Raw genomic sequence first — 13471 nt, 5'->3', positions numbered from 1 at the left:
CCACCTTGTGAGACGCTGCCGGGGTGTTTGCGCGTAGAAGCCGGCAGGTCTGGCACCGGCGGGCCGCCGGCATTGGCCTCGGATTCCTGGCCGACCTGCTGCTGGGCGATCCACGCCGCGGGCATCCGGTGGCCGGGTTCGGTACGGGCGCAGCACGGTTGGAAAAGCTGACCTATGCCGACAACCGCGGTGCAGGCGCAGTGCACACCGGGCTGCTGCTCGGTGGCCTGGCCGGCCTGGGCTGGGCCGCCGGACGCGGCGACCGGATCTGGGTGACCGCGGTGGCCACGTACGTCGCGCTCGGCGGAACCTCGCTCAACCGGGTGGGGCACCAGATGTCGACGCTGCTGCAGGCCGATGACCTCGACGATGCCCGCGCCCTGCTGCCCTCGCTGTGCGGGCGGGATCCGGCCGCGCTGGACGCCTTGGGCCTGACCCGGGCCACGGTGGAATCGCTGGCCGAGAACACGTCTGATGCCCAGGTGGCGCCGCTGTTGTGGGCGGCAATCGGCGGGGTGCCCGGGGTGCTGGTGTACCGGGGCGCCAACACGCTGGACGCGATGATCGGGCACCGGACACCGCGGTACGCCTACTTCGGTTGGGCGGCAGCCCGATTCGACGATGTACTGAACTATCTGCCGGCCCGGCTGACCGGAGTGCTGGCCGCGCTGTGCGCACCGGCGGTGGGTGGGTCACCCCGGGCCGCGCTGCGGGCGTGGCGGCGCGACGCGGCCCGCCATCCCAGCCCCAACGCCGGGGTGGCCGAGGCATCCTTCGCCGGCGCGCTCGGGGTGCGTCTGGGCGGCCCGACGCAGTACGCGCATCAACTCGAGATCCGGCCGACTCTGGGCGACGGTCGCATCCCCGAGGTGGTGGATGTGGCCCGGGCGGTGCGACTCTCGCGCGCGGTGCAAGCCTCGGCGGCTGCCGTGTCGGTGCTGCTGGTGGTGGTCAGCGGCGCTTGCCGTAGCGGTCGGCGATCTTCTCCTCGCCGGTGAGCTCCCGGGGCGGTTCCTTCGAGGCCGCCTGAGCGGCTGCGCGTTCGCGCCGGCGCTGCTGCAACTCGGCATAGATGAAGTAGCCCATTCCGAGCGGGGCGACGATGCCGAATGCGATCCACTGGATGCCGTAGGACAGGAACGGTCCGGCGTCGAGGTGCGGAAGGGAAATCTCCCCGAGACCGCCGGATTGGCCGGCCACCAGCTGCAGATACGACCCCGCCAGCCCAACGCCGGTCAGCGAGGCGATCTGGTCGGTGTTGATCGAGTACACCTGCTGTGCGCCGTCGTCGCCCCGGAACGGTTCCTTGCCCACGACAAGGGCTTCCGCATCACGTACCCGGGCAGTGATGGTCACCCTGCCGTCCGGCGCGGGCGCGAACTGCGGCACCTTGTTCCCGTCGATCGGGGTGATGAAGCCGCGATTGACCAGCACCACCGGCCCGCCGTCCACGGCGAACGGCGTGAGGACCTCGAAGGCGGGTTCACCGTCGACCACCCGCAGCCGGGCCAGCACCTCCGACTTCGGCAGGTAGTGCCCGGTCGCCGTGACCCGTTGCCACTGGGCATCGGGTGCGACCGAATCTTGGTGTGGCAGAACGGTGGTCACCGGAACCGGATCGGCCTGCAGCGAATGTGAGATCTGGTCGTTCTCACGCGAGGTCTTGGTGTTCTTACCCAGCTGCCACGGCGCCAGCACCGTGAAACACAGGTAGGCGAACGCCGCCACCACGATGAACAATGCCACCCATTGCGGTCGCAGCAGGAAGGTCAAGCGTCGCATCAGACTGCCGTTCCCCGGATTCCCCGGCCGGCCAAGGCGGCGTCGACCCAGGCGTGCAGACCGGGCAGGGACGCCTCGATCACGGTGAACACATCCTCGAAATCGGTCTTGCCGCCGTAGTACGGATCCTCCACGTCGAGGGCGTGTGCGCCTGAGCGGGGGTCGAACGAGCGCAGCATCCGCAGCCGGTCGCCCGCCACGCCCAGATCGGTCAGGATGCGCAGGTGATTGCGGCCCAGCGCGACCACCATGTCGGCTCCGAGATGGTCATCGCAGACCTGGGCGGCGACGTGGTCGCTGGGATAACCGCGCTCACCCAACACCAGGCAGGCGCGGCTGTCGGCGCCGTCGCCGGCGTGCCAGCCGCCGGTACCGCCACTGCTCACCCGGACCACGTCGGCCAGGCCCCGCTCACCGATCTGGTGGGCGAACATCTTCTCGGCCATCGGGGACCGGCAGATGTTGCCCGAGCACACGAATGTCACATGCAGTAGGTCAGACACCGAGCACCTCCCGAAGCGCGGCGACGGTGTCGACGTGGGCGTGCGCGGTCACCGCGGTGGGCCCGGTGAAATCGGTGGCACCGTAACCCCAGCCGACCACCACGGTGTCGATGCCGTGCTCGGCCGCGCCCTCGACGTCGTGCATCCGGTCACCGACCATCAGGACGCGCTGGGGCAGCGGCTGCAACTGGGCCAGCGCGTAGGCGACCACGTCCGCCTTGGCTGCCCGGACCCCGTCCGGGCTGGCCCCGGCGATCACCTCGAAGTAGCCACCCAGGCCGAAATGCTCCAGGATGCGGCGCGCGGTGGGCTCGGCCTTCGAGGTGGCCACCGCCAGCCGCACCCCTGCGGCCTGCAGATCTGCCAGCAGTGCCTCGACACCGTCGAACAGGCTGTTCATCGCCCAGCCGCGGCTCGTGTAATCGGCGCGGTAGGCCGCGATCGCGGCGTCGGCATCGAAGCTCGTCGCGCCCAGACTCAACCCCTGCAACGTCTCGTGCATGGGTGGGCCGACGATACGTCCGGCCAGGTCACCGTCGGGGATTCCGGCGCCGACGTGGGTCAGCGCGTGGCGGAAGCTCGACACGATCCCGGCCGCCGAATCGGTCAGGGTGCCGTCGAGATCGAAGAGCACCAGCTGCGGTCGGGTGAGTTCCAGCGTGTCGGTCACGTGCCCATTCTCCCGTACGGCGCTGGCAGTCCTCCGGATGCCCAGTTGAGGGCCTCTGACCACTAGGGTCGTGCTGTGCTCTGCCCACCCCACGGCGGGACCCCTGCCCGGGCCCGTTCCGGCGCCCGCTACCACGGCGACCAGGCCGCCTTGCCGGGCATGCTGGACTTCGCGGTCAACGTCCGCCCCGGTGGTCCGCCCGTCTGGCTGATCGACCGGCTGGCCGCCCGACTGCCCGACCTGGGCAGCTACCCGAGCCCCGCCGATCAGTGCCGTGCCGTCGAGGCGGTCGCGGCGCGCCACGGACGCCGTGCGGACGAGGTGGCGCTGCTGGCCGGCGGCGCCGAGGGATTCGCCCTGCTGGCCGGGTTGCGGCCACACCTGGCCGCGCTCGTGGCCCCGTCATTCACCGAACCCGAAGCCGTGCTGGCCGCGGCCGGTGTGCCGATCCACCACGTGGTGCTGCCGTTCCCCTACACCCTGGCCGGCGCAGCGGTGCCCGACGAGGCGGACCTCGTCGTGGTCGGCAACCCGACCAATCCGACCGGCGTGCTGCACCGCGTCGACGACATTGTGGCGCTACGCCGGCCGGGCCGGCTGGTGGTGGTGGACGAGGCGTTCGCCGACGGCATTCCCGGCGAGGCCCAGACGCTGGCCGGCGAATCGCTGCCCGACGTGCTGGTGCTGCGTAGCCTGACCAAGACCTGGTCACTGGCCGGGCTGCGGGTGGGATACGGCCTGGGTGCACCCGACGTGCTTGCCCGGCTCACCGCGCCGCGCCCGCACTGGCCACTGGGAACCCTGCAACTGGAGGCCATAGCCGCGGCCAGTAGTCCCGAAGCGGTGGCCGAGGCCGACGCCGGGGCGCGTCGGCTCGCCGGGCTGAAGGCCTCGATGGTCGCCGGGCTCGAAGCGCTTGGGCTGGGCGTGGTGGCCGGCGAGGCGCCATTTGTACTGTTCGCCGTGCCCGACGCGGAGTTGATGCGGAAACATCTGGAAAGCAAAGGCATTGCGGTACGCCGCTGCGATACTTTCGTGGGCCTGCCGGAAAACTATCTGCGTGCCGCGGTGCGGCCGGAATGGCCAGTACTGCTCGACGCCATGACGGAGGTGCTGCAATGAGCGCGCGACCGGCCGGGGTGCCATTGGCCGACGTGATCGCGGCGCTGGACGCGGCGTACCCGCCGCACCTGGCGCACGATTGGGACTCGGTCGGGTTGGTGTGCGGCGACCCCGACGAAGCCGTCGAATCGGTGACGATCGCCGTCGACGCGACCGCGGCCGTGATCGACGAGGTGCCTGAGCGCGGTCTGCTGCTGGCCCACCATCCGCTGCTGCTGCGGGGCGTGGACACCGTGGCCGCCGACACCGCCAAGGGCGCCCTGATCCACCGGCTGATCCGCACCGGACGAGCCCTGTTCACCGCCCACACCAACGCCGATGCCGCGTCGCCCGGAGTTTCCGACGCGCTGGCCGAGGCGCTGGGCCTGACCGTCGAGACGGTGCTGTCGCCGGCGGCGCCGGGGCCCGATCTGGACAAATGGGTGGTGTTCGTGCCGGCTGCGGATGCGGCGCGGGTGCGGGAGGCATTGTTCGACGCCGGGGCGGGGCGCATCGGCGACTATTCGCACTGCAGTTGGAGCGTGCCCGGTACCGGGCAGTTCCTGCCGCACGACGGGGCCGCCCCGGCCATCGGCGAGGTGGGCACCGTCGAGCAGGTGGCCGAGGACCGGGTGGAGGTGATCGCGCCCTCGCGTCTACGCGCCACCATCCTGTCCGCCCTGCGGGCTGCCCATCCCTATGAGGAACCCGCCTTCGACATCATCGCGCTGGCTCCCATCCCCGGTGATGTGGGAATCGGCCGGATCGGCCAATTGGACCGGCCAGAGCCGTTGTCGGCCTTCGCATCCCGGGTACGGGCCGCGCTGCCGGCCACTTCGTGGGGGGTGCGGACCTCGGGAGAAGCCGACGCCATGGTGTCGCGGGTCGCGGTGTGCGGGGGAGCGGGCGACTCACTGCTGGGTACGGTGGCCCGCGCCGACGTACAGGCTTACGTCACGTCGGATCTACGGCACCATCCTGCCGATGAGCACCGACGCGCCTCACCGGTCGCGCTTGTCGATGTGGCGCACTGGGCCACCGAGTTCCCTTGGTGCGCCCAGGCGGCCGCTGTGCTGCGCGGGCAGTTCGGTGACGCGCTTGCCGTGCGGGTTTCCTCGGTGCGCACCGACCCGTGGAACGTCGAGTGCTGACCGCAGTAAACGTATGAACACAGAAGAATCCCATAGCTACATGAAAGTCAGGGCATGAAAGCCGAAGTAAAACAACAACGTTCGCTTCTCGCACTGACCGAGGTCGATGCCGAACTCGGGCGCATCGAGCACCGCGCCAAGCACCTGGCCGAACAGCAGAAGATGGACGAGGCGCAGGCCGAGCACGCCGCCGCCGGCGACGGGGTGGGCGTTCTGGGCATCGCCCTGGAAGACCTGGAAGCCCAGGTGACCAAGCTCGAAAGCGAGATCGACTCGGTCCGTCAGCGTGAGGACCGCGACCGCAAGCTGATTGACGGCGGCACGGTGGGCGCCAAGCAGGTCGCCGAGATCCAGCATGAGGTGGAAACCTTGCAGCGCAGGCAATCCAGCCTGGAAGATTCGCTGCTGGAGCTCATGGAGCGCCGCGAGGAACTGGCGGGACAGCAGGCCGAGGCGTTGCAGCGCATCGATGACCTGCAGGCCGCGCTGTCGGCGGCACAGCAGGCCCGCGACGCCGCACTGGCGGAGATCGACCAGGCCAAGCATCAGGCGGTGACCCGCCGCAAAGGCCTGGTAGGTCTGATCGATCCTGAACTCGTCGATCTCTACGAACGCCAGCGGTCCCGCGGCGGGGCGGGGGCCGGACTGCTGCAGGGCCGGCGCTGCGGTGCCTGCCGGATCGAGATCGACCGCGGCGAGAGTGCCCGGATCGCCGCGGCCGCCGAAGATGACGTGCTGCGCTGCCCCGAGTGCGGGGCAATCCTCTTGCGGTTCAAGCAGTGAAGGTTCTCGTCGAAGCGGACGGGGGGTCCCGGGGAAATCCCGGTCCGGCGGGCTGCGGCGCGGTGGTGTTCGATGCCGAGCACGTCGCAGTCCTGGCCGAACGCAAAGAGGCGATCGGCCGGGCCACCAACAACGTCGCCGAATACCGCGGCCTGATCGCCGGTTTGGAGGCCGCCGCCGAGTTGGGCGCTGCCCAGGTGGCGGTGTCGATGGATTCCAAGCTCGTCGTGGAACAGATGTCGGGGCGCTGGAAGGTCAAACATCCTGACCTGATTCCTCTGCAGCGCCGGGCCGCCGAGTTGGCCGCGGGTTTCGAGCAGGTCAGCTACACGTGGATTCCGCGGGAACGCAACAGCCATGCCGACAGGCTGGCCAACGAAGCCATGGACGCGGCGGCGGGGATCGTCAGCGAACAAGCTGCCGAGAAGCCCGCCGAGGCCGAGAAGGCCGCGCTGTCGGCACCTGGCTGGACCGGTGCCACCGGAGCCCCGACCCGGCTGTTGCTGCTGCGCCACGGCCAGACCGAATTGTCCATCGCCCGGCGCTATTCGGGGCGCGGCAATCCGGTGCTGACCGAAGAGGGGCGCAGGCAGGCCGACGCCGCCGCGCGGTATCTGGGCGCACGCGGGGGCGTCGCGGCGGTGGTCAGCTCGCCGTTGGGGCGGGCGTATGAGACGGCTGCGGCGGCCGCCAAGGCGCTGGGCATCGATGTCCGTGTCGACGATGACCTGATCGAGACGGACTTCGGTGAGTGGGAAGGACTGACGTTCGCCGAAGCCGCGCAACGGGATCCGGAACTGCACCGGCGGTGGCTTCGTGACACCAGCGTCGAGCCGCCCGGTGGCGAAAGTTTCGATGCGGTGGCGCGCCGGGTCGGTCGCGCTCGCGACCGAATCATCGCCGAGCACGGTGCGGCAACGGTTCTGGTGGTCTCGCACGTGACCCCGATCAAGACGATCCTCCGATTGGCACTCGATGCGGGCGAGGGCATCCTGTACCGGCTGCACCTGGATCTGGCTTCGCTGTCGATCGCCGAGTTCTATGCCGACGGAGGCTCCTCGGTGCGGTTGGTGAACCAGACCGCCTACCTGTAGGTCAGGCGTGCAGGTGTAGTTGCTCGCCGTGCGGGCCGAAGATGGTGATCGCCTCGACCGGGCCGTCGACTGCCCCGAACCAGTGCGGGGTCCAGGTCGAGAATTCCACGGCCTCACCGGGATTGACGACGAAATCCTGTTCGCCCAGGATCAGTCGCAGTTGTCCGGAGAGCACGTACATCCAGTCGCGTCCCTCGTGGACGGGGAATTCGGCGGGAGGTTTGCGCCGTTTGGCGCTGATCCGGACCTTGTAGGCGTGCAACCCGGCCGCCGGGCCCTGCCGGGTCAGCGGCCAGTAGGTGATGTCGTGGTGGGTGTGTGAGCTGCCGGTGACCCGGGGGTCCTCGGTCTGCGGCGCTCGCAGCAACTCGTCGGTGGTCACCGACAGCGCACCGGCAAGCCTGGGCAGGTGGTCCAGTGCCAGTCGGCGCTTGCCGGATTCCAGCCGGCTCAGCGTGGAGACGTCGATCTGTGCGCGGCGCGCGACGTCTTCCAGGGTGAGCCCGCGTTGGGTCCGCAACTCACGAAGCCGGCTCCGGACCAGGGCGTCGATGTCGGCGGGTTCGACCGCGTTTGCCTCCATGGCAAATTAGCTTGGCACTTTGCCATGTGATTGGGCAAGCTGAAAGGCATGGAGAAAGTTTGGGATTGCGTCATCGTCGGCGGCGGGGCGGCCGGTTTGAGTGCGGCGCTGGTACTGGGCCGGGCCCGTCGACGCGTACTGCTGGTCGACGCGGGGAATCAGAGCAACCTGGCCGCACCCGGAATCGGCGGCCTGCTGGGCAGCGACGGCCGTCCGCCCGCGGACCTCTATGCGGCCGGCCGCGCCGAATTGGCGGGCTACCCCACAGTGGAGGTGCGTACCGGCGAAGTCGTGCGCGGGGAGGCTGGTTTCGCGCTCGAGCTGGCCGACGGAACCCACGAAGAGGCTCGGACAGTGCTGCTGGCCACCGGCATGGAGTACCGCTCGCCCGACATCGCCGGGCTCGAAGGCCTGTGGGGCGGATCGGTTTTCCACTGCCCGTTCTGCCACGGCTGGGAGATGCGTGATGCGCCGGTCGCCGTGATCGCCCAGGGTGACCGCGCCGTGCACTCGGCGTTGATGATGCGCGGCTGGACCGACGACCTGGTGGTGCTGACCAATGGCGACGGAGGGCTGGACGAAGCACAGGCCAAGCAGTTGGACGCGGCCGGAATCGGCGTGGACGAGCGCCCGATAGCCCGATTCGTCGCTCAGGGCGGCGATCTGGCGGCCGTGGAGTTCACCGACGGCACCCGGCTGGCCAGGCGTGGCGCGCTCGTTGCCGCCACGCTGTACCAGCGCTCACCGCTGGCCGCGCAGCTCGGCGCCGTCTCGGCACCCGGGCCGATCGCTGCGGACGCCCTCGTCGTCGACCCGTTCACCCGCACCTCGGTGCCGGGCCTGTTCGCCGCGGGCGACCTGAGCGCCCAGCTGCCGCAGGTGGCCGCGGCAGTAGCGTCGGGCAGTCAGGCCGGCGCAGCCGTCGTGCAGCATCTGCTCGGCGAAGACGTCGGGCTTCCGGTACCACCCTGGCCCGCGCAAACGGCCGTCACCGCCCAGTACTGGGAGCGGCACTACGGGCAGCGCGGCCGTATCTGGAGCGGACGGGTCAACGCCCAGCTGGCGAAGATCGCGGCGGATCTGCCCACGGGCACCGCGCTGGATCTTGGCTGCGGCGAAGGGGGCGACGCCGTGTGGCTGGCCGAAAACGGGTGGCGGGTCACCGCCGTCGACGTGTCGGAGACCGCGCTCGCGCGGGCTGCAGCCGAAGCGCAGGAGCGGGGCGTGGCAGAGCAGATCACGTTCGAACGCCACGACCTGTCCGAGAGTGTCCCGGACGGTCGCTTTGACCTGGTCTCGGCCCAGTTCCTGCAGTCGCCCATCGCGATGGACCGCGCCGGATTGCTGCGTCGTGCCGCCGGTGCTGTGGCGCCCGGAGGCCTACTGGTCATCGTCGACCACGGGGCCGCGCCACCCTGGGCCCCCGAGCACGTCCGGAAGTTCCCATTCCCCAGCGCCGAGGACGTCGTCGACTCGATGAACCTCGATGACGCGCAATGGGAACGTATCCGGGTGGGTACCGACGAGCGGGAGGCGACCGGCCCGGACGGGCAGCACGGCACCCTGATCGACAATGTGATGGTGCTGCGTCGTCTGGGCTGAATCAACTTGTCGGCGCGCTGAGTACTATCGCAAGTATGTTCGATATGGCGGGGTTGTCACAGGTCAACCCGGACGCTGACGAGGCGATGCTGCATCGGCGTATCGAGGAACTCGAGCGCGCGAAGTCGGCGGCGGCCGCCGGGCAGGCCCGGTGCGCGGCCTTGTTGGACGCCAAGCGCCGGGCCGACGCGATGGCGGCAGGGGTGCCGAGCGCCAAACGGGGCCGCGGGGTGGCTTCGGAGGTCGCGCTGGCCCGCCATGACTCGCCGAACCGGGGGAGCCGGCATCTCGGGTTCGCCAAGGCGCTGGTGTACGAGATGCCGCACACGCTCTGGGCGCTGGAGACCGGGGTGTTGTCGGAGTGGCGGGCCACGTTGATTGTGCGGGAGTCGGCATGCCTGTCCGTGGAGGATCGGCGCGCGTTGGATGCCGAGATGTGCGCCGACGTCACGAAGCTGGACGGTATGGGCGACAAGCGGATCGAGGCGGAGGCGAAGAAGATTGCCTATCGCCTGGATCCGCAGGCTGTCGTCGACCGGGCGGCGACAGCGGCCGAGGATCGAAATGTCTGGATCCGGCCGGCGCCGGACTGCATGGCGCGGCTGACGGTGCTGCTACCCGTGCAGAAGGGTGTTGGCGTGTACGCGGCGCTCAAGCGGAGCGCTGACACGACGTTCGACGGTCGGACTCGCGGGCAGGTGATGGCCGACACCGTGGCAGAGCGGGTGACCGGCCGGCCCGCCGAGGTGCCTGAGCCGGTCGCAGTAAACCTGGTGCTCTCCGATCAGACTCTGGTCGGAGACGACGAAAGTCCGGCAGTGGTCGAGGGCTACGGCCCGGTGCCCGCGACCGTGGCCCGAAACCTGGTGAGCGATGCGGTGGCCGACGAGCGTTCGCGAGCCACGCTGCGGCGGCTCTACCGGAATCCGGAGTCCGGTGCGCTGGTGGCGATGGAGTCACGATCGCGGTTGTTCCCCCAGGGGCTGGCGCAATTCATCGGATTGCGGGATCAGACCTGCAGGACTCCGTACTGCGATGCGCCGATCCGCCATCACGACCACGCCCAACCGCATGCCCGGGGCGGTCCCACCAGTGCACTGAACGGTCTCGGCGAATGCGAGCGGTGCAACTACGTCAAGGAATCACCCGGATGGAAGGTGGCGGCCCGTGACGAGAACGGTGTGCACACAGCTGAATTCGTGACTCCTACCGGTGCGCGGTACCGCTCCACCGCGCCGCCACCACCCGGGCCCGTCGAACTATATGAATGCGTCACCGAACTACGACTGGCCATCGAATTCGGTAGATGCGCTCTGGCTGCTTAGTCGGTGCGCTGGGTCAGCCGGATGCTGTTGCCCGACGGGTCACGGAAGCCCGAGTCGATGCCGTAGGGCATCTGATTCGGCGGCTCGGTGAACTCGACGCCGCGGGCGCTCAGCTCCTCGTAGCTCTTCTGGCAGTTCTCGGTGGTCAGAAACACCGTGCCGGCGAAGCCCTTTGCGGTCAGGTCCAACACCTGTTTGCGCGTGGATTCATCCATCACGGGCTGCCCGGGAACGGCCATCAGCACGATGCCGACATCGTCCTGTCCGGGTGGGCCGACGGTGACCCACCGGAAGTCGCCCATCTCCTCCGGGAACGAAACATCTTCGCGCACTTCCATTCCGACCTTCTCGGTCCAGAACTTCAGTGCGACTTCCTGGTCGTGGACCCACAGATGCGTGTACGCGATTTTCATCATGAGCCGACGCTACGTTCGGTCCGGCCCGGCCGTCTTCTCCGTTTGTGCTGTCTTGGCGCGGCGGAGATGGGAACGCCGGGTATCCCGCGCCAGGATGCAACTGGGCACCGGAGCGCGGAGCATCGCCGGCGGCAGGCTGGCGCGGTACGCCGCCGGAGGCTTGCCGTACGCCCGCGCGAAGCTGGTGGTGAACGAGCCGACGCTCTGCAGGCCGACCATCACGCAGATGTCGGCCACCGAACGGTCAGTGTTGTGCAATAGCGCGGCGGCCCGCTCGAGACGCCGCGTCTGCAGATAGGCGCGCGGGGACTCACCGAAGGCGCGGGTGAACATGCGGCTGAAATGTGCGCGGGACAAGCCGGCCTCCGCGGCGAGGTCGTCGACGGTGATCGGATCCGCGTAGCGGGCATCCGCCAGATCCTTCGCGCGGAGCAAATATCGTGCCGGTGGCACCTGAGCCATGCGTTTGAGGTTATGGTGATCAGCGCGAACGAGTTGGCCGGGCGGCCGCGGCACCCTCGGGTGTCGAGGAAAGTCCGGACTTCACAGAGCAGGGTGATTGCTAACGGCAATCCGAGGCGACTCGCGGGAAAGTGCCACAGAAAACAGACCGCCACCCGAGCCCTTGAGGCACGGGGGTAAGGGTGAAACGGTGCGGTAAGAGCGCACCAGCACCCCGGGTGACCGGGGTGGCTAGGCAAACCCCACCCGAAGCAAGGCCAAGAAGGCCGCAACCTGGTTGCGGCCGCGCAGGCGTTCGAGGGCTGCTCGCCCGAGCCTGCGGGTAGGCCGCTCGAGGCACCCGGCGACGGTGTGCCCAGATGGATGGTCGCCACTGGCCCTCCTGGTAACGGGAGGGCTGGCACAGAATCCGGCTTACAGGCCAACTCGTTCGCCCCAGCCTGCAACCGGTCCCTAGTGGGCCTTGCGCACCGCCTTGGCCAGCTTCTTCAGCGCGTGGTCCAGCAACGCCCGGGACTGCTGGGCGGTGTCGTGCTCCTGTTGATAGAGCAGGCCGTACGTGAAGGTGTCCTCACCGGCGGCGTGTGCGGCATCGGCCTGGGTACTCAGGTGGGCCTTGCTCACCACGCTGTCCTGGTGATCGCCCAGCAGGGTCTGGATGCTCTTCGCCCGATCGGACACCTTGTCGGCCCCGGTGGCCGCCGCGGTGTAACGAAGCCGCTTGGCGCCCTTACGAATCCGGTGCAGCGCTTCGTCCTTTTCCTCGGCGCTGGCATCGTCGGCCGTCACCGCCGCGGCAGTCTTGGCGGCCTTGCGAACCCGCTTGTACGCGGCGTCGATGGTCACCGAAGGCGCAGTGGCGTCCGCGGATTTCGGCTTTTCGGCGCTGACCAACTCCTCCAGTTCGTCCAGCAGGCGGAAGTAGCGCGGCGACCGCATCGCCAGCAGGGAGCGACGCCAGCCCGCGGTGTAGCGGCGGTTGGCGCCCTCAACGAGTCGCTGGCGCACCGGGCCCCGGACCAGCTCGGCGGGCATCTCGTCGAGTGCGCGCTGGTAGCGCTCGCCCAGCACCTCGGCATCGCGGGCCACCCCGAGCACCGCGGCCAACGCCCGCAGCTCGTCGAGCACCCAGCCGTCGTCGTCCAGTCCGAACGAGTCCTTGGATTCCTGCAGCAGGCTGCGGATCTTGCGGGTCGCCACCCGCATCTGATGCACCGAGTCGTAGGCGTCCGCGCGCACCGCCCGGTCCCACACCAGCAATTCGTCGATCTGCTCGGCGATGGCTCGGTGCACCGGATCGGCCGGGGGAGTCGGGGTCGGGGCCTGATCGGTGCCGAGCACCTTGGCCAGTTTCGAACCGTGCCCGGCCGGCGCTGCTCCGGCATCCGCCAAGCGATTCGACAGCCGATCCATCAGGTCATCGGGTACATCGGCGGTGAGCAGCTCCAACTCCCACTCCCGCCAGCTCTGTTGATCGGCCCCCTGCCCGGTGGCCGATGCGGTCACCCGGTCATCGCAGAACTCGGCCAGCGCAACGCCGTCGGCCCCGTGCAGTACTTCGACGTTGCGTTCGGTGCTGATCCGGGCCACCGGGGCCAGCGGACGATCCCGGACGATCGCCAGCACGATGTCGCGCAGATCCTCGGGCACCGTGTCGGTTCCGGCGCCTAGAGGCGTGCGAACCTCGGTGCGGGTGTCGACCCCAGCCGGAAGCTTCAAGTGCCAGCCTGCGTCACTGCCGCCGGTGCGGCGCCGCAACGTGATGCGGTGCGCGGATAGGTCGCGATCCGGGGTGTCGAAGTACACCGCGTCCAGGTGCTGGGTTGGGGTGCGTGCGACCTCGACGACGGTCGACAATCCCTCGAACGACGGCGAGACGGTGCTCTCGGTGACCGCGAACTTCCGCTCGATTTCGGTGTACCTGGCGGTCTTGGGCTTGCCGGGGGCCATAGTCACCTTCGCTGTGCACCGGAGGCGGGGGATTGGATGGCACCAGCGT

14 protein-coding genes and 1 other RNA gene are annotated in these 13471 nt (G+C 69.2%); 8 read left to right on the top strand and 7 right to left on the bottom strand.

The window, feature by feature from the left end:
- Nucleotides 1-23 precede the first annotated feature (23 nt).
- Nucleotides 24-998 carry a cobalamin biosynthesis protein gene (locus HBE63_RS13925; protein ID WP_166905270.1) on the top strand — a complete coding sequence of 325 codons (975 nt, stop codon included), beginning with the start codon at nt 24-26 and terminating at the stop codon, nt 996-998.
- Here the strand turns inward: HBE63_RS13925 and HBE63_RS13920 are convergent.
- From HBE63_RS13920 to HBE63_RS13910, 3 genes are read right to left on the bottom strand one after another with little or no spacing between them, the layout of a single operon-like run.
- Complete coding sequence (locus tag HBE63_RS13920; RefSeq protein ID WP_166905269.1) at nt 952-1782, bottom strand: SURF1 family protein; 831 nt, start codon at nt 1780-1782, stop codon at nt 952-954. The two genes, HBE63_RS13925 and HBE63_RS13920, sit on opposite strands and share 47 nt — an antisense overlap.
- Nucleotides 1782-2285: a low molecular weight protein-tyrosine-phosphatase gene (locus tag HBE63_RS13915; RefSeq protein ID WP_166905268.1), complete on the bottom strand. Its 504-nt coding sequence runs from the start codon at nt 2283-2285 to the stop codon at nt 1782-1784. Before HBE63_RS13915 ends, HBE63_RS13920 begins: the two co-directional genes overlap by 1 nt.
- Nucleotides 2278-2955 (bottom strand): HAD-IA family hydrolase, encoded by a 678-nt coding sequence (locus tag HBE63_RS13910; RefSeq protein ID WP_166905267.1) that lies wholly within the window; start codon nt 2953-2955, stop codon nt 2278-2280. The genes HBE63_RS13915 and HBE63_RS13910 overlap by 8 nt, the downstream gene beginning before the upstream one ends.
- Nucleotides 2956-3114: 159 nt before the next feature.
- Here HBE63_RS13910 and cobC point away from each other — a divergent pair, with 159 nt between their 5' ends.
- From cobC to HBE63_RS13890, 4 genes are read left to right on the top strand one after another with little or no spacing between them, the layout of a single operon-like run.
- Nucleotides 3115-4077: an Rv2231c family pyridoxal phosphate-dependent protein CobC gene (gene cobC / locus HBE63_RS13905; protein WP_243858724.1), complete on the top strand. Its 963-nt coding sequence runs from the start codon at nt 3115-3117 to the stop codon at nt 4075-4077.
- On the top strand, nt 4074-5207 hold the full coding sequence (locus tag HBE63_RS13900; RefSeq protein ID WP_166905265.1) for a Nif3-like dinuclear metal center hexameric protein: 1134 nt from the start codon (nt 4074-4076) through the stop codon (nt 5205-5207). Before cobC ends, HBE63_RS13900 begins: the two co-directional genes overlap by 4 nt.
- 54 nt (nt 5208-5261) lie before the next feature.
- A complete protein-coding gene (locus HBE63_RS13895) occupies nt 5262-5990 on the top strand; it encodes a zinc ribbon domain-containing protein (protein ID WP_166905264.1) in 729 nt (242 codons plus the stop codon).
- Entirely contained in the window at nt 5987-7084 is a 1098-nt protein-coding gene (locus HBE63_RS13890; RefSeq protein ID WP_166905263.1) for a bifunctional RNase H/acid phosphatase, read from the top strand. The genes HBE63_RS13895 and HBE63_RS13890 overlap by 4 nt, the downstream gene beginning before the upstream one ends.
- Before the next feature lies 1 nt (nt 7085).
- Here HBE63_RS13890 and HBE63_RS13885 read toward each other — a convergent pair whose 3' ends face one another.
- On the bottom strand, nt 7086-7667 hold the full coding sequence (locus tag HBE63_RS13885; RefSeq protein WP_166905262.1) for a helix-turn-helix domain-containing protein: 582 nt from the start codon (nt 7665-7667) through the stop codon (nt 7086-7088).
- 48 nt (nt 7668-7715) lie between these two features.
- Here HBE63_RS13885 and HBE63_RS31925 point away from each other — a divergent pair, with 48 nt between their 5' ends.
- Both HBE63_RS31925 and HBE63_RS13875 read left to right on the top strand, forming a co-directional pair.
- Nucleotides 7716-9269 (top strand): FAD-dependent oxidoreductase, encoded by a 1554-nt coding sequence (locus HBE63_RS31925; RefSeq protein WP_166905261.1) that lies wholly within the window; start codon nt 7716-7718, stop codon nt 9267-9269.
- A 35-nt stretch (nt 9270-9304) separates the two neighbouring features.
- Nucleotides 9305-10594 carry a DUF222 domain-containing protein gene (locus HBE63_RS13875; protein ID WP_166905260.1) on the top strand — a complete coding sequence of 430 codons (1290 nt, stop codon included), beginning with the start codon at nt 9305-9307 and terminating at the stop codon, nt 10592-10594.
- On the opposite strand, the gene HBE63_RS13870 is transcribed toward HBE63_RS13875, so the two are convergent.
- Nucleotides 10591-11010 carry a VOC family protein gene (locus HBE63_RS13870; RefSeq protein ID WP_166905259.1) on the bottom strand — a complete coding sequence of 140 codons (420 nt, stop codon included), beginning with the start codon at nt 11008-11010 and terminating at the stop codon, nt 10591-10593. The genes HBE63_RS13875 and HBE63_RS13870 overlap by 4 nt on opposite strands.
- Nucleotides 11011-11019: 9 nt before the next feature.
- Nucleotides 11020-11472, bottom strand: a complete 453-nt coding sequence (locus HBE63_RS13865) for a helix-turn-helix domain-containing protein (protein WP_166905258.1) — start codon at nt 11470-11472, stop codon at nt 11020-11022.
- A 29-nt stretch (nt 11473-11501) separates the two neighbouring features.
- On the opposite strand from HBE63_RS13865, the gene rnpB reads away from it, so the two are divergent.
- Nucleotides 11502-11905, top strand: an RNA gene (gene rnpB / locus HBE63_RS13860) — RNase P RNA component class A.
- Nucleotides 11906-11925: 20 nt separating this feature from the next.
- On the opposite strand, the gene HBE63_RS13855 is transcribed toward rnpB, so the two are convergent.
- Nucleotides 11926-13422, bottom strand: a complete 1497-nt coding sequence (locus HBE63_RS13855) for a CYTH and CHAD domain-containing protein (RefSeq protein WP_166905257.1) — start codon at nt 13420-13422, stop codon at nt 11926-11928.
- Nucleotides 13423-13471 lie beyond the last annotated feature (49 nt).

This window comes from Mycobacterium sp. DL440 (genome assembly GCF_011745145.1).
GTDB lineage: Bacteria > Actinomycetota > Actinomycetes > Mycobacteriales > Mycobacteriaceae > Mycobacterium.
The sequence above is the reverse complement of the archived record's forward strand: the minus strand, read 5'-3'. Positions and strand labels throughout refer to the sequence as shown.

Coding starts and splice junctions, on each gene's coding strand:
- HBE63_RS13920 (WP_166905269.1), bottom strand. CDS start 1,782: ATGCGACGCTTGACCTTCCTGCTGCGACCGCAATGGGTGGCATTGTTC.
- cobC (WP_243858724.1), top strand. CDS start 3,115: ATGCTGGACTTCGCGGTCAACGTCCGCCCCGGTGGTCCGCCCGTCTGG.
- HBE63_RS13900 (WP_166905265.1), top strand. CDS start 4,074: ATGAGCGCGCGACCGGCCGGGGTGCCATTGGCCGACGTGATCGCGGCG.
- HBE63_RS13895 (WP_166905264.1), top strand. CDS start 5,262: ATGAAAGCCGAAGTAAAACAACAACGTTCGCTTCTCGCACTGACCGAG.
- HBE63_RS13885 (WP_166905262.1), bottom strand. CDS start 7,667: ATGGAGGCAAACGCGGTCGAACCCGCCGACATCGACGCCCTGGTCCGG.
- HBE63_RS31925 (WP_166905261.1), top strand. CDS start 7,716: ATGGAGAAAGTTTGGGATTGCGTCATCGTCGGCGGCGGGGCGGCCGGT.
- HBE63_RS13875 (WP_166905260.1), top strand. CDS start 9,305: ATGTTCGATATGGCGGGGTTGTCACAGGTCAACCCGGACGCTGACGAG.
- HBE63_RS13870 (WP_166905259.1), bottom strand. CDS start 11,010: ATGATGAAAATCGCGTACACGCATCTGTGGGTCCACGACCAGGAAGTC.
- HBE63_RS13865 (WP_166905258.1), bottom strand. CDS start 11,472: ATGGCTCAGGTGCCACCGGCACGATATTTGCTCCGCGCGAAGGATCTG.
- HBE63_RS13855 (WP_166905257.1), bottom strand. CDS start 13,422: ATGGCCCCCGGCAAGCCCAAGACCGCCAGGTACACCGAAATCGAGCGG.